This is a genomic window from Aliirhizobium smilacinae (assembly GCF_006335145.1).
GTDB lineage: Bacteria > Pseudomonadota > Alphaproteobacteria > Rhizobiales > Rhizobiaceae > Neorhizobium > Neorhizobium smilacinae.
Genome location: NZ_VDMN01000003.1, coordinates 336,205 through 355,774 on the forward strand (window position 1 = coordinate 336,205; position 19,570 = coordinate 355,774).

At 59.3% G+C, this 19,570-nt stretch carries 21 protein-coding genes; 15 read left to right on the forward strand and 6 right to left on the reverse strand.

Translation table 11 applies throughout. The features are described 5' to 3' along the window. Positions 1-134 precede the first annotated feature (134 nt). The 11 genes from urtE (at position 135) to FHP24_RS16365 (ending at position 8,033) form a co-directional block, all read left to right on the forward strand. Positions 135-830, forward strand: a complete 696-nt coding sequence (urtE, locus tag FHP24_RS16315) for an urea ABC transporter ATP-binding subunit UrtE (protein ID WP_139677278.1) — start codon at positions 135-137, stop codon at positions 828-830. Positions 831-958: 128 nt separating this feature from the next. Next, complete coding sequence (locus FHP24_RS16320; RefSeq protein WP_139677279.1) at positions 959-2,188, forward strand: alpha/beta hydrolase family esterase; 1,230 nt, start codon at positions 959-961, stop codon at positions 2,186-2,188. Continuing rightward, complete coding sequence (locus FHP24_RS16325; protein WP_139677280.1) at positions 2,125-2,949, forward strand: urease accessory protein UreD; 825 nt, start codon at positions 2,125-2,127, stop codon at positions 2,947-2,949. Before FHP24_RS16320 ends, FHP24_RS16325 begins: the two co-directional genes overlap by 64 nt. 33 nt (positions 2,950-2,982) lie before the next feature. Continuing rightward, positions 2,983-3,285 carry an urease subunit gamma gene (locus FHP24_RS16330; RefSeq protein WP_139677281.1) on the forward strand — a complete coding sequence of 101 codons (303 nt, stop codon included), beginning with the start codon at positions 2,983-2,985 and terminating at the stop codon, positions 3,283-3,285. Positions 3,286-3,295: 10 nt separating this feature from the next. Continuing rightward, positions 3,296-3,559: a DUF1272 domain-containing protein gene (locus tag FHP24_RS16335; protein WP_139677282.1), complete on the forward strand. Its 264-nt coding sequence runs from the start codon at positions 3,296-3,298 to the stop codon at positions 3,557-3,559. Positions 3,560-3,570: 11 nt separating this feature from the next. Next, positions 3,571-3,876, forward strand: a complete 306-nt coding sequence (locus FHP24_RS16340; RefSeq protein ID WP_139677283.1) for an urease subunit beta — start codon at positions 3,571-3,573, stop codon at positions 3,874-3,876. A gap of 1 nt (position 3,877) precedes the next feature. After that, positions 3,878-4,237 carry a GFA family protein gene (locus FHP24_RS16345; protein WP_139677284.1) on the forward strand — a complete coding sequence of 120 codons (360 nt, stop codon included), beginning with the start codon at positions 3,878-3,880 and terminating at the stop codon, positions 4,235-4,237. A 21-nt stretch (positions 4,238-4,258) separates the two neighbouring features. Next, positions 4,259-4,678: a lysozyme inhibitor LprI family protein gene (locus tag FHP24_RS16350; RefSeq protein ID WP_139677285.1), complete on the forward strand. Its 420-nt coding sequence runs from the start codon at positions 4,259-4,261 to the stop codon at positions 4,676-4,678. A gap of 74 nt (positions 4,679-4,752) precedes the next feature. Further along, complete coding sequence (gene ureC / locus FHP24_RS16355; protein ID WP_139677286.1) at positions 4,753-6,462, forward strand: urease subunit alpha; 1,710 nt, start codon at positions 4,753-4,755, stop codon at positions 6,460-6,462. A 24-nt stretch (positions 6,463-6,486) separates the two neighbouring features. Next, on the forward strand, positions 6,487-7,158 hold the full coding sequence (locus tag FHP24_RS16360; protein ID WP_139677287.1) for a TIGR02117 family protein: 672 nt from the start codon (positions 6,487-6,489) through the stop codon (positions 7,156-7,158). Between the two features lie 581 nt (positions 7,159-7,739). Next, positions 7,740-8,033 carry a hypothetical protein gene (locus FHP24_RS16365; RefSeq protein ID WP_139677288.1) on the forward strand — a complete coding sequence of 98 codons (294 nt, stop codon included), beginning with the start codon at positions 7,740-7,742 and terminating at the stop codon, positions 8,031-8,033. A 97-nt stretch (positions 8,034-8,130) separates the two neighbouring features. On the opposite strand, the gene FHP24_RS16370 is transcribed toward FHP24_RS16365, so the two are convergent. Next, positions 8,131-8,601, reverse strand: coding sequence for a barstar family protein (locus FHP24_RS16370; RefSeq protein ID WP_180356029.1), 471 nt, complete (start codon positions 8,599-8,601; stop codon positions 8,131-8,133). A 1,024-nt stretch (positions 8,602-9,625) separates the two neighbouring features. Between FHP24_RS16370 and FHP24_RS16375 the strand changes: the two genes are divergently transcribed. The 3 genes from FHP24_RS16375 (at position 9,626) to FHP24_RS16385 (ending at position 11,558) form a co-directional block, all read left to right on the forward strand. Further along, entirely contained in the window at positions 9,626-10,168 is a 543-nt protein-coding gene (locus tag FHP24_RS16375) for a peroxiredoxin (protein WP_139677290.1), read from the forward strand. A gap of 139 nt (positions 10,169-10,307) precedes the next feature. Further along, complete coding sequence (gene ureE / locus FHP24_RS16380; protein ID WP_139677291.1) at positions 10,308-10,832, forward strand: urease accessory protein UreE; 525 nt, start codon at positions 10,308-10,310, stop codon at positions 10,830-10,832. A gap of 54 nt (positions 10,833-10,886) precedes the next feature. Beyond that, a complete protein-coding gene (locus tag FHP24_RS16385) occupies positions 10,887-11,558 on the forward strand; it encodes an urease accessory protein UreF (RefSeq protein ID WP_139677598.1) in 672 nt (223 codons plus the stop codon). Positions 11,559-11,622: 64 nt separating this feature from the next. Here the strand turns inward: FHP24_RS16385 and FHP24_RS16390 are convergent, their stop codons facing one another. After that, on the reverse strand, positions 11,623-11,814 hold the full coding sequence (locus tag FHP24_RS16390; RefSeq protein WP_139677292.1) for a hypothetical protein: 192 nt from the start codon (positions 11,812-11,814) through the stop codon (positions 11,623-11,625). A gap of 289 nt (positions 11,815-12,103) precedes the next feature. On the opposite strand from FHP24_RS16390, the gene ureG reads away from it, so the two are divergent. Then, entirely contained in the window at positions 12,104-12,715 is a 612-nt protein-coding gene (gene ureG, locus FHP24_RS16395) for an urease accessory protein UreG (protein WP_139677293.1), read from the forward strand. 235 nt (positions 12,716-12,950) lie between these two features. Here ureG and FHP24_RS16400 read toward each other — a convergent pair whose 3' ends face one another. The 4 genes from FHP24_RS16400 to FHP24_RS16415 form a co-directional block, all read right to left on the reverse strand. Next, positions 12,951-13,634 carry a Crp/Fnr family transcriptional regulator gene (locus FHP24_RS16400; RefSeq protein WP_139677294.1) on the reverse strand — a complete coding sequence of 228 codons (684 nt, stop codon included), beginning with the start codon at positions 13,632-13,634 and terminating at the stop codon, positions 12,951-12,953. Between the two features lie 151 nt (positions 13,635-13,785). Next, a complete protein-coding gene (locus FHP24_RS16405) occupies positions 13,786-17,112 on the reverse strand; it encodes an efflux RND transporter permease subunit (RefSeq protein WP_139677295.1) in 3,327 nt (1,108 codons plus the stop codon). Then, on the reverse strand, positions 17,109-18,329 hold the full coding sequence (locus FHP24_RS16410; RefSeq protein ID WP_180356030.1) for an efflux RND transporter periplasmic adaptor subunit: 1,221 nt from the start codon (positions 18,327-18,329) through the stop codon (positions 17,109-17,111). The genes FHP24_RS16405 and FHP24_RS16410 overlap by 4 nt, the downstream gene beginning before the upstream one ends. A 264-nt stretch (positions 18,330-18,593) precedes the next feature. Further along, positions 18,594-19,559: an ABC transporter substrate-binding protein gene (locus tag FHP24_RS16415; RefSeq protein ID WP_139677297.1), complete on the reverse strand. Its 966-nt coding sequence runs from the start codon at positions 19,557-19,559 to the stop codon at positions 18,594-18,596. Positions 19,560-19,570 lie beyond the last annotated feature (11 nt).

A 19,570-nucleotide genomic window follows, 5' to 3' on the forward strand; every position in this document is an offset into this window, starting at 1 on the left:
GATGTCTGGCCTTCACTCAACCTTCAACGGGGGGCGAGTGGTTGCCTCCTTCTGATCTCCCCCCTTGTGGGGGAGATGCCCGGCAGGGCAGAGGGGGGGAATGCCACCCTCCTGGTTAAACAGGGAGGCACCCCATGCTGACAGTCAACAACGTCAATCTCCACTACGGCGCAGCACAGGCTTTGCGCGGTGTCTCGATCAATGCCGAGATGGGCAAGATCACCTGCGTGCTCGGCCGCAACGGGGTCGGAAAATCCTCGCTGCTCAGGGCCGTCACCGGCCAGCATCCGGTCTCCGGGGGCACGATCAGTTTTCAGGGCGAGGTGCTGAACGGGCTGGCGCCCTATTCCCGTGCCAAGCACGGTATCGGTTACGTGCCGCAGGGCCGCGAGATCTTTCCGCTTCTGACCGTTCAGGAAAATCTGCAGAGCGGGTATGCACCGCTTGCCCGCAAGGACAAGTTCATTCCCGACGAGATCTTTTCGCTGTTTCCGGTGCTGAAAACCATGCTCGGCCGTCGCGGGGGCGATCTTTCCGGTGGCCAGCAGCAGCAGCTGGCGATCGGTCGCGCCATGGTGACGCGCCCCAAGATTCTCGTGCTGGACGAGCCGACCGAGGGCATCCAGCCGTCGATCATCAAGGATATCGGTCGGGCGATCCGCTACTTGAGGGATTCCACCGGCATGGCGATCCTGCTTGTCGAACAGTATCTTGACTTCTGCCGCGAGCTTGCCGATCAGGTCTATATCATGGACCGTGGCGAGATTGTGCATGAAGGCCCCGCTGAAACCTTGGATACGGCAGAAGCAAGGCGGCATCTAACAGTTTAATGGTGAATGTTTGCATTGCTTCTATTGATCCAAGGCGTATCAATGCTTCAACAGGTGTGCTAGATGAACCGCAGATGAACGACATCTCCGAACATCGTTGACAACCCGCACCCCATGATGAGGCGCTGATGGTCTTTGCATGCATTCCTGGTCACCGTTCCCGATCCGCTCTTGTTCGCCTGACCGCGACTGGGGCGTTTTTCCTGGCCGCCGGCTCGGCTTTCGCCGCCTGTGGTCAGCCGCTGGCGCCGGGTCGCCATGCGATGACGATCGAAAGTGACGGCGTCGCCCGTCAGGCTGTATATTATGTGCCGTCCTCCTATACGGGCAAGGACAAGGTGCCGGTCGTGTTCGATTTCCACGGCAGCAACAGCAATCCTGATGGTCAGCTGAACCGCTCTTCCTGGGACAAGGTCGCCGAAAAGAACGGCTTCATCGCGGTTGCGCTGCAGGGCAGCCTGCCGGGCAAGACGCCGGGCACCTATGCCTGGAACGTGCCTTTCGTTCAGGTCAGCAAGGCGATCATTCCGACCGGTGCGCAGGGCGGTCTCGACGAGATCGGCTTCATCGACGATGCTGTCGATGAAGTGAAGGAAGAGTTCTGCGTTGATCCGAACCGCTTTTTCGCGTCGGGTTATTCCGGCGGTGGCCGCATGCTGTCGGCCTATGTCTGCTCCGGCCAGGATGATTTTACCGCTGCCGGTTTCGTCAACTCGCTGCGTGCCGGCCGTCCCGTCGAAACCGACGGCAAGTGGGGACCGGACAAGGCGAACTGCAATCCGGCCAAGCCGATCTCCATCGTCGCCTTTGCCGGCGAGAAGGACGCGCAGAACCCTTATGCCGGCGGCGGTTCCGCTTATTGGCAGTATGGTTTCAACACCGCGATCCAGCGCTGGAGCGATCTGGACGGCTGCAAGGGCAATGGTGACCCCAAGACTGCCGATGGCGTGACCTACACGATATACGGCACCTGCAAGAATGGCGCCCGTATCGCTACTTACGTCTTCGAAAAAGGTACCCATGACTGGCCGAAGCCGGTTGCGGCCAAGCAAGCCGTGATTGCTGCCGCCAAGGATGGTGCCGCGAGCGTGACCAAGGTTTCGGCTGTCTTGCCGGCAAAATCGGCCTTCGACGCCAATGTTGATCCCGCCTTCCGCATGTGGGACTTCTTCGGCAAGGCCGACTCGACGGATCTCGTTGCGACGGCCGTTCCTGCCAAATCTGCATCGGGCGCGAAGTCTGGCACGTCCATTGCTTCTGACTGCGCAACACAAGCAGAACTCGAAGGTACGTCGTGCAGCAGCCCACAGCCGATCAATATGCGCCGCAGCGGGCAAGGGGTACAGGACGCCTTGTAACCAAGGCTTTTGGCGGGCGGACAAGGCTCGACGAATTCTTTCAGGAAGGCTGCGCAAAAATACGCCTTCCGGAAACCTTTTCGCCTGAAATGGAGGCGATCCTTATCAATACGTCAGGGGGACTGACGGGCGGCGACGTGATCGAATGGTCCGTCGCCGCTGCGGCTTCTACCCGGCTCTCCGTCACCACGCAGGCCAACGAGAAGATCTACAAGGCCGCTTCCGGAACGGCCTCGGTCTCCACCGACATCACCGTCGGGCAGGGCGCATCCGTCCATTGGCTTCCCCAGGAAACAATCCTTTTCGACCAGGCCTCGCTGACCCGTCGTCTCGATGTGGATCTGGCCGAGGACGCAGAGTTTCTCGCCGTCGAGGCGGTGCTGCTCGGCCGCAAGGCGATGGGCGAGGCGGTCAGTCACGGTTTTTTCCGTGATCGCTGGCGGGTGCGCCGCAATGGGCAGCTTATCCATGCCGAGGAACTGCGGTTCGAAGGCGAGATCGAGCGGTTGACCCAGGCTGCCGCCGTGCTGTCGGGTCAGGTGGCGTTCGCCACGCTGTTTTATACAGGGCCGTTGGGCGAAGCGTTGCTGTCGCGGTTGCGGGATTGCCTTGCCGGTACGCCGGGTGGCGCCAGCTACTGGAATGGCAAACTCATCGCCCGTATCGCCGCCCCGACCGGTTTCGAGTTGAGAAAAATCCTGACACCGGCAATTTCCGTATTGCGTAACGGCGCGCCAGTGCCGAAAGTCTGGAACATCTGATTTGCCATATCTCATCTGGAATGCGGGTAAAACATGAACCTGACACCACGCGAAAAAGACAAGCTGCTGATTTCCATGGCGGCAATCGTCGCGCGCCGTCGCCTCGAACGCGGTGTGAAGCTGAACTATCCGGAAGCGATCGCGTTGATCACCGATTACGTGGTCGAAGGTGCCCGTGACGGCCGTTCCGTCGCCGACCTGATGGAGAGCGGCGCGCATGTCGTGACCCGTGACCAGGTGATGGAAGGCATTTCCGAAATGATCCACGACGTGCAGGTGGAGGCGACATTCCCGGACGGCACGAAGCTCGTCACCGTCCACGAACCGATCCGCTGAGGAGGACGCCATGGCTCTTGAATTGCGCCCGAACTGCGAATGCTGCGACAAGGATCTGGCCCCGGAAAGCCGGGAAGCGATGATCTGCACGTTCGAATGCACCTATTGTGCCGATTGCGCCACGAATGTGCTTGCCGGGATCTGCCCCAACTGCAGCGGCGAACTGGTGCGCCGGCCGGTGCGTCCGGCAGCTGCGCTGGTCAACAATCCGGCTTCGACCATCCGCGTCCTGAAGGCCGAGGGCTGCAAGCCACAAATCGCTTTAACGGCGTAAGGGAGAGATTCATGATTCCGGGCGAAGTCATTGCCGCTCAAGGCGAAATCGAACTCAATGTGGGTGCCCCGACGATCTTGATCGAGGTCTCTAACAGCGGAGACCGGCCGGTTCAGGTGGGCAGCCACTACCATTTCTTCGAGACCAACAATGGCCTCCTGTTCGACCGCGACAAGGCGCGCGGCATGCGGCTCGATATACCTGCCGGAACTGCCGTGCGCTTCGAACCCGGCCAGACCCGCTCCGTGACGCTGATCCCGCTTTCGGGCAAGCGCGAGGTCTATGGTTTTCAGCAGAAGATCATGGGAGCGCTCTGATATGGCGACCAAACACTACCTGGGCAGCTGCCAATGCGGTGCAGTCTCTTACGAGGCCGATGCTGATCTGGAGCAGACGGTCACCTGCAATTGCTCGCGTTGCCAGCGCCTTGGCGTCGTGCTTGCCTTCGCGCCGCGTGACGCGTTTTCGCTCACATCGGGTGGGGACAATCTGACCGAATACCGTTTCAACACGAAGACGCTGCAGCACCTTTTCTGCAAGACATGCGGCATCGAAAGCTTTGCCTACGGCAATTCACCGAAGGATGGTTCTGCGATGGTGGCGATCAACGTCAATTGTCTGGAAGGCGTCGATCCGAGGGCACTGACCTCGCACCACTATGACGGCGCAGCCGTCTGAGGCAATGCGGAGGAGGACACCATGCTGAAACTCGCTCTTTTGCCGCTATTATGCGGATGTGTGCTGCTTGTCGATGCACCGAGCTCTGCCCAGCAGCCGACACCCGATTGCAAGGAACCGCAGACACAGACGGACATGACGATCTGCGCCGGCCAGGATCTTGCCGATGCCGACAAGGCCCTGAATGCGCAGTACCAAGCGACGCGAAAACTCCTGAAAAAGCGGGATGCAGAGGCTTCCATGCCGGATCTGAAAGGTGGCGATGAGGCCTTGGTCAAGGCGCAACGCGCCTGGATCGGTTATCGCGACGCCCAATGCCTATCCTGGGGTTTTCAGGCGCGCGGCGGATCGATGGAGCCTATGCTGGTTTCCAGTTGCGAGGCTGATCTGACCCGCAAGCGCACCGCCGAACTGAAGGCGCTTGTCGACACCATGATGTAAATTACGGCCGGCTCCGCAGCCGTCCGATCCCCTATGTCCGAATTCGGATTGCCCGAACGATTGAGGTAGTACCCATGTCCTACAAGATGTCCCGCGCCGCCTATGCCTCGATGTTCGGTCCGACCACCGGCGACAAGGTGCGGCTGGCCGATACCGAATTGTTCATCGAGGTGGAGAAGGATTTCACCATCTATGGCGAAGAGGTTAAGTTCGGTGGCGGCAAGGTCATTCGTGACGGCATGGGACAGAGCCAGGCGACGCGCGCCGAGGGCGCTGTCGATACGGTGATCACCAACGCGCTGATCGTCGATCATTCCGGCATCTACAAGGCCGATGTCGGCTTGAAAGACGGCCGCATCCACGCGATCGGCAAGGCCGGAAACCCGGATACCCAGCCGGGCGTGACCATCATCGTCGGGCCTTCGACCGAAGCGATCGCCGGCGAGGGCAAGATCCTGACGGCCGGCGGCATGGATGCGCATATCCATTTCATCTGCCCGCAGCAGATCGAAGAGGCGCTGATGTCGGGCGTCACGACCATGCTCGGCGGCGGCTCCGGCCCGGCACATGGCACGCTGGCAACCACCTGCACCGGTGCCTGGCATATCGAGCGGATGATCGAAAGCTTCGATGCCTTCCCGATGAACCTGGCGCTTGCCGGCAAGGGCAATGCCTCGCTTCCCGCGCCTCTCGAGGAAATGATCCTCGCCGGTGCTTCTTCGCTGAAACTGCACGAGGACTGGGGTACGACGCCGGCTGCGATCGACAATTGCCTGACGGTGGCCGATGCATTCGACGTGCAGGTGATGATCCACACCGATACGCTGAACGAATCGGGTTTCGTCGAGGACACGGTTGCCGCCATCAAGGGCCGCACGATCCATGCCTTCCACACGGAAGGGGCGGGCGGTGGCCATGCACCCGACATCATCAAGATCTGCGGCAACCCGAACGTTATCCCGTCGTCCACCAACCCGACACGGCCCTATACGATCAATACGCTGGCCGAACATCTCGACATGCTGATGGTCTGCCATCACCTCTCGTCGTCCATTCCCGAAGACATCGCTTTTGCCGAAAGCCGTATCCGCAAGGAAACCATCGCGGCCGAAGACATTCTGCATGATCTCGGCGCGTTCTCGATCATCTCGTCCGACAGCCAGGCGATGGGCCGTGTGGGTGAAGTGGCGATCCGGACCTGGCAGACGGCCGACAAGATGAAGCGCCAGCGCGGTCAGCTTGCTCAGGAGACTGGCGACAACGACAATTTCCGCGTCAAGCGCTACATCGCCAAATACACGATCAACCCGGCGATCGCCCATGGTGTGAGCCATGAAATCGGCTCGGTGGAAGTCGGCAAGCGCGCCGATCTGGTGTTGTGGAGCCCGGCCTTTTTCGGCGTGAAGCCGGAAATGGTGCTGCTTGGCGGTTCGATCGCGGCAGCGCCGATGGGCGATCCGAACGCCTCGATCCCGACGCCGCAGCCAATGCATTACCGGCCGATGTTTGCCGCCTACGGCAAGCTGCGCACCAATTCTTCCGTCACCTTCGTTTCGCAGGCTTCGCTCGATGGTGGGCTTGTCCAGCGGCTCGGTGTTGCCAAGAAGCTGGTGGCGGTGATGAATGTTCGCGGCGGAATCGGTAAGGCGTCGATGATCCACAATTCGGCGACGCCGCATGTAGAGGTCGATCCCGAGACCTACGAAGTGCGCGCCGATGGCGAGCTGTTGACCTGCAAGCCGGCAACCGTTCTGCCGATGGCGCAGCGCTACTTCCTGTTCTGATGAACTGAAGGCAGAGGACGGCGAATGAGAGTGCTTGTTCGTCTCCTCATGGCGATTTTTGTAATCGTTCTCAGCGTCGCGGCGGGCACGTTTGTTCCGCGCCCGCTGTTTAAGCCCCAGCCTCCTATCGATGCCGCCACGGAAACGCGGCGCATTCTTATCCTCTCCAATCCGATCCACACGGATATCGCCATCCCGCTGAACGCAGAGACGCGGGTTGCCTATGCCTTTCTCGAAGCTTCCGGCATCCCGATTGCCGATCCCGCTGCCGAGTGGCTGATCATCGGCTGGGGAGGGCGCGCGTTTTATCTGGAGACGCCGACCTGGGCCGATCTGAAGCCGATGCCGGTATTTCGGGCGCTGACCATCGACCGATCGGTGATGCATGTGGACGTCGCAGGTCCGATCGATGAGACCCACCCGGCTATAAGGGTTTTCGACCTTCGGCCGGCCGAATTCGACAACTTGTCGGACTTCATTCAGGCGAGTTTCCTGCGCGAAGAGGGCAAGGTCGTGATGATTGCCGATGCGGGTTATGGGCAATACGATCAATTTTTCGAGGCGCATGGTTCTTTCAACGCTCTTGTCGGGTGCAACACCTGGACGGCTCGCGCCCTTCGTTTCGCGGGTATCCGGACCGGCTGGTGGAATCCTCTGCCGCAGACGCTGGGCCTGTCGCTCGATCTGTTCAACTGAGGGCGGATTGCGCCCTTGGCGATCCCGGATTTTCAGTTTCGGCCGGGACACGTCGGGTGCCTCGAATTGAATAAGTTATAGTGACACACGGCGTGTCCCGTTCAGTGTGTTTTTCCACGCAACTCCGGTCCGTCTGCTGCGGATCGGATGCCTTTCGGCAAGCGATCCGGGATGTGTGCGACACACGCACGCCCCTTGTTCAGGGAGGCAGACCATTTTCTGCGCAGCCTCGCATGTCCCGCTTGCATAAGGGCGGTCCACGCGATCACCGGCTCCCCTTCGCCGGTTATGCGGACCGGTGTAGCCGAAGCGGAACGGAGTAATTGTAGGCACAGGTTCGGAGGGCGGGGATGAGAGATTGGGTAAGAGATTGTAATGCCTTGGACCGGGTTCTGGATCTTCCCCGATGGGCGTTTACCGGTTCGGCCGTAAACCTTGCGCCATCATTCGATGTCAGGGCGGTAACGGTCGGTACTTCGCCGGCCGTATCGGAAGCTTCTTAGTCATGGGTGTCGGTCGTGGTGGAACTTCGGCAAACGCCAACTGTTCTCTGTTCATCATCCAAAGCCGAGATCACCACCATGAGAAAAACATTCATTGCCTTGGCCGTTGCGACGCTCACCGCGTGCAGTGCGACTGTCGATCCTGAATTGGTCGCACGCGACTACGGATCCGACATCAAGCCAATCTCGGGTAGCATCACATATAACGGTCAACCAAAAAGCCGACTTACGAAAGCGCCCGCCGGCAGCACGTTTGAACATGAGTTCAACAATAGCTTCGGCAATCGGGTTGTCGAGCGCTACCAAATTCAACCAGATCGAAGCCTCCGAATTGTTAGCCGCCAGATATTCAACCTACCTTCGGACGGTTGAATAGAGAGGTGTGGTCAGGACGTGTCCACTGCCCGCGACCGAAAGATGTAACGGTGGTGGGTGCCCGAGGAGCGCAAATCGGGGTACGACAAATGTCTCAACCCAACAATGCAGGGATGCTGAATGGAAGACGCTCACTAGCTTCTCTCTCAACGTAGACGTGAAAGGGAACCGCGTTCCGATCCCACCATTCCCCATCCGTCACAAGCCTTGCCCACTCTTCTCCGACTGAATTGAGCAATGTCATTAATGCCTGGAAGGATCGCTGGTCACGTCGAGAAAAAGCCGGCGCCCCTACAATAACGATATTGATCGAGTTTAGCCTAAGCCAAGAGAGGTCCGCGAGCGCCTCATCTAGCGCGTCCCAGTTTGGGATTTCTTGATACGGCATTTGCATCGCAACACGGAATTTCTCAAACATTTCGTGAGCGGTACTCGATGAGCTGATATCAACGATGTAGGTGGTCACACCAAGTAGCTGTAGCCGCCTCTCCACGCTGACGCGACCGCTTTCGCTTTGCAGGAGAAACGGAGAGCCAAGGGAGTTTACGAGATCCTGGAGAAACATCATTCAAGCCCAAACTATAGTCCCGGGATAGCTAATTCTCGCCCTGACCGCAATTTGTATGACGTATTTGATGTCAGGGCGGTGGGGGTTGCCAGCGGTAACGGCTTAGTTGACGATGACCGAGAACATACTTTAAGCCTTTTTCCTACAAGGCTTATCCAACGAGATGAGACATGATACCCGGACTACCTACCAAGTATGTTTTCATGATCCTGATTTTGGAAGCCGGCCTTATCGCCTCATGTTTCGCAAGTTATTCTGTAGAAATTGGCGTACTTGGAACGATAAGCGCACTGATCGTCGGCTATCTCCACCTAACTCGATCTACTTTTAAAGTTATTTCTTTCGTCAGAGGGATCGATCCTAAGGTGTATTCGCAAGAGATAAGGTGGGGGATCGTGATCGTGCCAGTTCTGATCTCATGCGGCCTTGCTGTTCCGATCACAGGGATCTTTCCGACAAACTACTCAGTTGACCTATAGAAGTTGGTTTTCTTCTTCAGCGTTGCGGCTTGGTCGCTATTGGAAGGCGTCTTCTGGATAAGATTCTGATGTCAGAGCGGCGGGTTACGCAGCCATCAGGCGATCGATGCCAAGCTGCGGGGTAATCACGCACAGCAATCGCCCCGACACCATTCAGATGAAGCCGTCGTCAGTGTGCTTCGGCTTCCACTTGCCGCTTTTCCAGGCCATCTCGGCTGCGGCTGCCAGATCAACGCAGCCGAACTGTCCGGACCCCACGTCGGGCACGATCATTGACCTTGATCCGCTCGGCATTCGCGCTGTCGAGCACCTGATCCGAGCAGTTCGCCGAAGACCATTCGCCCGTGGTCTTAGGCGGAACGGTCGCTTCCCGGATGCGAGCGCTTCGCCGAAGCCTCTCCCTTCCAGCCCTGCTTCCTGTGAATAGCTGCCTTGCTCGACTGCTTTTTATCAAGAACTTTGCTGCACTGCGGAAGAAGTATGGTTATGAGAAAACATCTGCCTCTCATCGGGGCGAATGTTCATTTCTCATGGAGGCATTGATGCTGGGCAAACGAGTTCCGCAAGTCACTTTCCGCACTCGCGTACGCGACGAGGCCGTTGGCGGTCCGAACCCTTTCCGCTGGCAGGACGTTACTTCTGCCGATTATTTTGCCGGAAAGCGCGTCGTGCTGTTCTCCCTGCCTGGCGCATTTACGCCGACCTGCTCGACCTACCAGCTGCCGGATTTCGAAAAGCTGTTTCCTGACTTCCAGGCTGAAGGCATCGATGCCATCTACTGCATGTCGGTCAATGACGCCTTCGTCATGAATGCCTGGGCCAAGAGCCAGAACCTTGCAAACGTCACCGTTATTCCGGACGGTTCGGGCGAATTCACCCGCAAGATGGGCATGCTGGTTGCCAAGGACAATCTCGGTTTCGGCATGCGCTCCTGGCGTTACGGCGCGATCGTCAATGACGGCGTCGTCGAACAGTGGTTCGAGGAAGAAGGTTATTCCGACAACTGCGAAAGCGACCCTTACGGTGCGTCTTCGCCGCAGAACATTCTCGATAACCTCAAGGCCATCAAGATCGCGGCCGAATAAGCCGCTTTTTCGACCCGCATTGCTCGAAGCCCGGTTCTCCAGCCGGGCTTTCTGCTGTCCGCCGGCAACTACCCCTTGTGTACGGCGCCGCCTTTGGCAATGATGGCATAAGATTTTACAGTTCAACGGGTTATCCATCATGCAGCATATCCATTCCTATCGCCCGGCCGGCGAGATCTCGGATCCGCCGATCGACACCGTCAGCCTGCCGCATGACCTGCGCCATCTGCGCCGCAAGCTGCTGCATCTGTCGAATGGCGACATGGTGATGCTCGACTTGAAGGAGGCAGTGCTTTTCCATCATGGCGACCGGCTGGTGCTCGATAATGGCGACACGGTCGAAGTGCAGGCGGCGCCCGAAAAACTTTTCGAGGTGAGGGCGCGCGATACGCTGCATCTGATCGAGCTCGCCTGGCATCTCGGGAACCGGCACCTTTCGGCACAGATCGAAGAGGGGCGTATCGTGATCCTGCGCGATCACGTGATCCGCTCAATGCTGCAAGGGCTCGGGGCAAATGTTTTCGACATAGAAGAGCCGTTCCAGCCGGCCCGCGGTGCCTATCATTCGCATGGCTCCCATGGTGGTCATGATGATCATAACCACGGACATGATCATGGCCACGACCATCATGACCACGGGCATCATGGCCACAAGCACGACTGATCGGGCAGCGTGTTGGAACAGGCGCTACCGGTGGATCCGGCGATGAACGAGGCGATGGAAGCTTCGTATGACACAAAGACCTTGCTGCGGCTGATGGCGTGGCTGTCGCCGGCCTTTCCGATCGGCGGCTTCGCCTGGTCGGGCGGGTTGGAGCGTGCGGTCGCGGATGGGCTCGTCAAGAATGCCGGGGACCTTCAGGGCTGGATTGAGACCGTGCTTTGCCATGGTGCCTTGTGGAACGATGCGGTGCTGTTAGCAGAGGCCTGGCGGCAGGTCGGCAACGAGACCGCGCTCAACGAGGTTGCGGCGCTCGGGCTGGCGCTTGCCGGTTCGGCCGAGCGTTTCAGCGAGACCTTGTCGCTGGGCAAGGCGTTCGTTACGGCTGCGGTTGCATGGCCGCATCCGGTATTCGATCGGCTTCCGGCGGATCTGCCATTTCCGGTGGCTGTCGGTGCCGTGGCGGCGGCCCATGGCGTGCCTTGCTCGCAGGCGCTTGCCGCGTTCCTTCATGCAGCCGTATCGCAAGCCGTCTCGGCCGCGATCCGGCTGAGTGTTGCGGGCCAGGCCGAGGGTGTTGCAATCGTTGCCGGGCTTGAGGCGCTGATCGACGACCTTTCGCAAAGGGTGGCTTCGACGACCCTCGATGACCTGGGTGGCGCAGCCGTGCAGGCGGAGATCGCTTCGTTGCGCCACGAGACGCAGCATTCCCGGCTGTTTCGGTCTTGAATTACGAAAATAGCAGTGACGCTACCGGCTGCCGCAATCCGCGTTGTGACACCAGCAGCGGCCGTCAGGCCTCATGGGCGACGAGAAGAATGCGGTCGTCGATCGCGTCTGCCAGCGACAGAAGCATCTCGCGTCGATCAAAGCCGTAAGAGGCCAGCATTTTCAGCATGCTGGAAAGGGCAGCTTCTGCCGCCTTGTGGCAGTCACGCTCTTTTCCCGATAGTTCAGATGTGGATGCAGTCGGCTGGTAATCCATTCTGATTTCCCCGTTTCCCAGTTCAGGTAAGTCTCAGCATGCGATAATGGAACACAACTACAATACGTATTATGACGGTCTTATCCGGCTACCACAATTTGAATGGAAGGTTTTCTACAGATATCTAAGGATATACTTAATCCCGCAAATCTCGATGACACTTTACTTTTCCGACGCAGAAAATCCGTGAAGTGGAAGGCATGATGCGCTGAAGCGGGATCCTCCAGTTTCCGATTGCGTCGGCATCCGACCGCATTATTGTGATCGCATCATACTGAAAGGACATTTCATGAAATCGGCAAACGGTCCCCTTCGTGTCGGCATTGGCGGCCCGGTCGGATCCGGCAAGACGCATCTGGCAGAAAAGCTGTGCAAGGCGATGCGGGACGAGTTTTCGGTCGCGGTCGTCACCAACGATATCTACACCAAGGAAGATGCCGACGCGCTGGTGCGGATGCAGGCGCTTTCATCGGATCGCATCGTGGGTGTCGAGACGGGCGGTTGTCCGCATACGGCGATCCGCGAAGATGCGACGATCAATCTCCAGGCGATTGCGGGCCTCAATGAGCGGTTTCCGGACCTGGATGTGGTGTTCATCGAATCGGGCGGGGACAATCTCGCAGCGACCTTCTCGCCGGATCTGGCAGATATCACGATCTACGTTATCTCAACCTGCCAGGGCGAGGAAATTCCGCGCAAGGGCGGGCCGGGGATTACCCGTTCCGATTTGCTCGTCATCAACAAGAAGGATCTGGCGCCTTATGTCGGCGTCGATATGGATGTGATGGACCGGGATGCCTCGCGCATGCGCGAGATGAAGCCGCATGTGTTTACCGATCTGAAACGCGGCGAGGGCGTCGGCCACATTGTCGAGTTTCTGAAACGGCAGGGCGGGCTGTAAGTTTTCGCGCTTTTCAGATGAATTTGAAAAGAAAAGGCCGGCGGTCTAATGACCCGCCGGCCTCGCCTGTCGCCGGACACCCCTGTGGCAACAGGCCGCTACGAAGGCTGCGTCGTCTCGCGCGCCCTCGAGCCTGAAGCAATTCCGCCTTTTTTCGAAAAGCGAAACTGCTCAATCTTGTATGTCTCGCGCAATTCCGGGCGCAAAACCGGTTCCCACTTTTTCTGGAATTTCTTTAGATGTTCTTGAGTGCCTGAACGTCGCCAACCTGGATGATACGGCCGCGGACCGTCACGCCGACGCGGCGCAGGCTGGAAAAGGCGCGGGAGAGCGCTTCCGGTGCAAGTCCGAGCATGCCAGCCAGAAGGCTTTTCTGGAACGGAAGGCGGATCGATGCGGAGCCACCCTCAACCGGGCAGCGGCTCAATATGTAATTGGCGACCCGCTGCGGCGCGGTGAAAAGGCGGTCGTTGGCGATGCAGTCCATCGTGCCGACCAGATGCCGGGAGATTGCGGCGATCAGCGCCTTGGCAATTTCCGGGTCCTGCTGGGCAAGATCGCGCACAGCCTGCATGTCGAAGCGGGCGAGCGTTGCCGGCTCGGCCGTCTGGGCGTTGCAGCGGTAAACGTTGTCGTTGAACAGCAGATGTTCGGCAAATGTGTCGCCGGGAGCGCAAACCATGATATCGGCCTCGCGGCCTTCGCGGCTCAACCGGAAAAGCCGGACATAACCATTCAGAACGCAGTAAAAGGCGTCGGCGGTTTCGCCCTCGCGCATGACGAACTTGCGGGCCGGAAGCGTGCTGATCGTCATCATAGACATCAGCCGGACAAGGGCACTGTTGCCCAGCCCTGCCAGAAACGGTGCTTTCATAAGCACTGCCCGGTCTCGATTGCTGAGTTTCAGACTGCTGTTCATCTCACTATCTCTTCCCTTTTTTCGACCAACGCGAAATCCTTGAAAACAGGATAACGCGTGAGGCAAAGAGGGATTTGATACTGATCAATCAATCACGCAATTTGGATCGTTGTCAGACAGTCAGATATGGCGGATCAACCCGACGGAAAGGTCACTCGGCGGCCGTTGGTGGCAGCCGAAGCACGCGTTGGCCTGCCTGCGTACCGGAAGTGTCTGAATTTCCGTTGTTTTCCAGGCGATCCAGTCGTTCTTCGAGTTCCGTCAGGCTGCGACGATTTTGCCGGGTCTGATGGGCGACTTCGTCCGATGACATCAGGTCTTCCTGCTCCTTGGCGCCGACGAAGCGGCCGAAGAGGCGGCCGAGAAGGCGTGACAGATCGTCCATGATGAGGAAAAAGGAGGGAACGACAAGCAGCGACAGCACCGTCGAGACGATGATGCCGCCGATGACGGCAATCGCCATCGGTGCGCGAAATGAGCCGCCTTCGCCGACGCCCATCGCAGAGGGCAGCATGCCGGCGGACATGGCGATCGAGGTCATGATGATGGGCCTTGCACGCTTGCGGCCGGCCTCGACCATGGCGTGAACCCGTTCCAGCCCGTGCCGTTTCATCTCGATGGCGAAATCGACGAGCAGGATGGCGTTCTTGGTGACGATGCCCATCAGCATCAGGATGCCGATCAGGACCGGCATGGAGAGCGCGTTCTGCGTTGCGATCAAGGCGACCGCCACACCGCCGATGGCAAGCGGCAGGGAGAAGAGGATGGTGAAAGGCTGGATCACGTCCTTGAACAGCAAGATCAGCACGACGAGAACCAGCATCAGGCCCATCAGCATCGCATTGCCGAAGCTTTGCGTCATTTCGCCCTGGACCTTGGCGTCACCGCTTTCTGCCAGCCGGACCGTGGAGGGCAAGTCGGTTTCATCGACGATGCGCTTGAATTCGGCGCTTGCTGTGTCCAGCGCCGTGCCGAAGGGAACGTCGGAGCCGATCGCCACGACCCGGTTTCGGTCGTTACGCTTGATCGAGCTCGGGCCTTCCGAATAATCGATATCGGCGACGCTGTAGAGCGGCACCATCGTGCCGGACGAGGTTTTTACCTTGAGATTGCGGATCGATTGCAGGTCGCGGCGGGTGTCGAGCGAAGTCTGCACCCGGATCGGGATCTGGCGGCTGTCCAGCGAGATTTTTGCGAGATTGGCATCGATATCGCCGATCGTCGCGACGCGGACGGTTTCGGAGATCTGCTGCGGGGTGATGCCGAGGCGCGAGGCTTCCGCCATGCGCGGGCGGATCTGCAGTTCCGGGCGGGGCAGGGCGCCTTCCGACGAAACGTTGACCAGGATCGGCGAAGCGCGCAGTTTTGATTCCAGCAGGCTGACCGCGTCGTTCAGGTCGTCCTCGCTGGAGGATAGGAAGTTGAACGACAGTTCGCGTTCGGCCCGGTCGTTGACCTTGGAGATGCGCACGTCCGGGATCGAGCGTACGGCGGCAAAAATATCCTTTTCGACATCCCATTGCGGCCTGCTGCGGCCGTGTTCGGGAATTTTCGGCAGGAGATCGCCGATCAGCGGGATGGCGCCAAAACCCTTGTTGACGATGGTTTTCACCAGCGAATGGTCGATATTCTGCAGGATTACGCGCACGGTTGCGCGGCGCAGTTCGAGATCGCCCTTGGGGGAGGCGCCGCCCAACGTGAAGACGCTTTCGACGCCGTCGATATTCTTGACGGCCTCATAGACGCTGGTGCTGACGGCATCCGTCTCTTCCAGCGTCGCATTGGGCGGCAGCTCGAGAGAGAGGACGACGCGGGACGAGTCATCCGGCGGCAGGAATGAGCCGGGAACCTTGCTGAGCAGGAACAATGACCCGGCGAGAAAACCGATCGCAACGAGAAGGGTCGTGTAGCGCCAGTACCATTTGCGCGTTGTGCCGGTGACGACGCGGGTATAAGCCTTCATCAACGGGCCGTCATTGTCGTGATGGTCGTCCTCTCTCCCGTCTTCGGCGCGCATCAGGTAGGCAGCCATCAGCGGCGTGATCAGGCGTGCCACCGCCAGCGAGAAGAATACCGAGAAAGCCACCGTCAGGCCGAACTGGATAAAATACTGGCCCGGAATACCCGGCATGAAGGAGACCGGCACGAAAACGGCGATGATGGTGAAGCTGGTGGCGATCACCGCAAGGCCGATTTCGTCGGCCGCTTCCAATGCGGCGCGATAAGGTGTCTTGCCCATCTTGATGTGGCGGGCAATGTTCTCGATCTCGACGATCGCGTCGTCGACGAGGATGCCGGTCGCAAGCGTCAGCGCCAGGAACGAAACGAGGTTCAGCGAGAACCCCATCATATGCATGATCCAGAAGGTCGGGATGGCCGACAGCGGCAGGGCGACAGCCGCAATCAGCGTTGCACGCCAGTTGCGCAGGAAGAGAAAGACGACGATGACGGCAAGGATCGAGCCCTCCACCAGCGTGTGAAGGGCCGCTTCGTAATTGCCGTAAGTGAAGTAGACGGAATCATCGACCATTTCGATGGCGACATCGGGATGCGCCTTGCGGATACCGTCCAGCCCCTCGGCCACGGTTTCGGCGACCGACACTTCGCTGGCGCCCTTGGCGCGGAAGACTGCGAAGGTGACGGACGGGTTGCCGTTGAAGCGCGAGAAGGATTTCTGCTCCTCGTAGGTGTCGGTCACGCGGCCGAGTTCGGACAGTTTCACGAAGCGCCCGTTGGACAGGGCGATGTTGGTATCGGCAAGCTGCTGGACATTGCGGGCGTCGCCGAGCGTGCGGATCGTCTGTTCGTTGCCGGCCACCTGGCCGCGGCCGGAGCCGAGATCGACATTGGTACCCTTGATCTGCGTGTTCACGTCGGCGGCAGTGATGCCATAGGCATCGAGCTTTGCCGGGTTGAGCGATACACGCACTTCACGATCGGAGCCGCCGTAACGGTCTATGCGGCCGATGCCGGGCTTGCCCTGCAGGTCACGGGTGATCGTATCGTCGACGAACCAGGAGAGTTCCTCCAGCGTCATGTTGGGAGAGGAGACTGCGAAGGTCTGGATCGCCTGTCCTTCGACATCGACCTTGCTGACGATCGGTTCCTCGATGCCTGCCGGCAGGTCGCTGCGGATCTTGTCGATCTGGTCCTTGGTGTCCTGCACCGCTTCTTCGGTCGGCTTTTCGATGCGGAAGACGATGACGGTCTGCGACTGGCCGTCGGTGACGGTCGACTGGATTTCGTCTATGCCGCTGATCGAGGCGACGGCATCTTCGATCTCCTTGGTCACCTGCATCTCGAGTTCGGCCGGCGAGGCGCCGCTCTGCGTTACGGTGACCGAGACGACGGGAACGTCGATATTCGGGAAACGGGTGATCGGCAAAGCGAAGAAGGATTGCAGGCCGACGACCAGCAACAGGGCGAAGGCCAGCAGGGGTGCGATCGGATTACGGATCGACCAGGCGGAAAAATTCATTGCGAGGCCTCCGTGCCCTTCGCTGCCGCCGGTTTTTCCGGAACCGGTGCGATATGATCTCCGTCACGGACGAAGGCACCGGCCTTGGCAACGACAACGTCTCCTGACCGCAGGCCGTTCAGAACCTGAACAAAGCCGCCGTCCTGAAAACCAATGTCGATTTTGACCTGCTTGACGATGCCTTGCTCGACCTTACGGGCAAAGGACCCCTCGCGTCCCGTCGTGACGGCGGAGAGCGGAAGGGCGAGCGCTTCGGCCTGCTCAACGATGATCGCGGCGCGGCCGTACATGCCGGCGCGGGCGCCGCTGTCGGCATCGATCTCGATATGGACGAGGCCGAGCCTGGTGGTCTGGTCGACGGTCGGGGAGACAAGCCGGACGCGGCCTTCAATCTCCCGCTGGCCGCCGGCGACGGTGACGAGCGCCTTCTGGCCGATCTTGGCTTTCTGAATGTCGGATTCGGAAATGTCGGCGACCAGTTCGATCGCACCGTCCTTGATAATGGTGAAAAGCGGATCGCCATTGCCGGAGGCGATGGCCCCGACCTTGGCATTTTTCGCAGAGATGACACCGGCAACCGGCGCCTTGACGCCGGTGCGGGCGAGCTGCAGATCGACGTCCGCAAGCTGGGCCTCGATGACGTGGACATCGGCTTCGCCAACCGCGACCGACTGGCGGGCGGCATTCAGCCGGGCGCGGGCAACATCGACCTGGGCATTCGCCTGTTCTAGCTGGGAGACGGTGCTCGTGCCGCTCTCGTTCAGCTTTTTCGTGCGGTCACGCTGTTTCGTTGCGTCATCGAGATTTGCCTCAGCCTCGATGACCTGAGCCTGGTACTGGGCGACCGAGGCCTCGGCCTTGGCCCTATTGGCCTGATACTGGCTTTTCTGCAGCAGCAGGGCATCGTCGTTGAGGGTCGCCAGGACGGCGTCCGCTTCAACCTCGTCGGCGATATCGACGTTGATCGTCTTTACCGACAGGCCCTCGACAAGCGGCTGCACATAAATCTCGTCGATCGGCCGGATGGTGCCGGTTGCGATGATGCGATTGGTCAGCGGCCTGGTCACGGCCTCGGTGACGATGATCGACGGGAGCTTTGCTTCTCCAATTGCGGCCTGGCCGGTTTCCTGGGCTGCAAGCGGCGAGGCCGCAAAGGAGGCGGCCAGCAGGATCAATGCAGGTATCGATTTCGACAAGCGAAGCGGCATGCGACACATCCAATATTCGAGGTCAGAAGCGCGCCGAAGATCGGCGTCCCAGCGTCATACGTCCTCCCTGTATGACGCGGGACAAGAGCGGCATCCGACATTGCTTCGAAACAAAAGCCGGAAATAGTGATGCTCGCTTTCGCGGCTACATTTAAGTGCTTGCCGTCCGGCGATCAATCCGTTCATTCCAGACGAGATGACACGCCCTGATGGCAAAAAAATGCCCGGCAACGTGCCGGGCATGAAGAAGTATCAGGGATATTTGTTGCCGGATTATTTCAGCGCTGCACTGGTGATATCTGCCGTATAGGCGCCTTCCGGTGCCTTGCTGATGATCTTCTGGTCGGTGAGCGCCTTGACCGTACGATCATAAGTTCCCTTGTCCAGCTTGCCGTCGCCGATCAGCTTGGCGACTTCGCCCACCATGCGCTTCTGATGGTTCTCGTCCTGACCGCCGTTGTCCATGACGATTTCGGCGGCTTCTTCCGGATTGTCGATCGCGTACTTCCAGCCCTTCATCGAAGCGCGGACGAACTTGACCATGTTTTCCTTGAATTTCGGGTCCTTGAGCTTGGTGTCGAGGACGTAAAGCCCGTCTTCCAGCAGGTCGTTGCCGAGCGCGGTATAGTTGAAGACGACAAGGTCTTCCGCCTTGAAGCCGGCATCGATCGCCTGCCAGTACTCGTTATAGGTCATCACAGAGATACAGTTCGCCTGCTTCTGGACGAGCGGTTGCACGTCAAAGCTCTGCTTCAGCACGGTGACGCCATCTGTACCGCCCTCGGTCTTCAGACCGAGCTTGTTCATCCAGGCGAAGAACGGATATTCGTTGCCGAAGAACCAGACGCCGAGCGTCTTGCCCTTGAAGTCCGCCTCGGTCTTGATCGGGCCGTCCTTGGGGCAGATCAGTTCGAGGCCGGATTTCTGAAACGGCTGGGCGATGTTGATCAGCGGCACGCCCTTTTCGCGGGCGACCAATGCGCCGCCCATCCAGTCGACGATGACATCGGCGCCGCCACCGGCGATGACCTGCTCCGGCGCGATATCCGGGCCGCCCGGCTTGATCGTGACGTCCAGGCCTTCCTCTTCGTAATAACCCTTGTCCTTGGCGACGAAATAACCGCCGAACTGGCCCTGGGCCACCCATTTCAGCTGCAACGTCACCTTGTCGGCTGCGATCGCCTGCGCGGCCGCAAGCGACATCACACCGGCCATCAATGCCATCATCATCTTTTTCATTGCTGCTACCC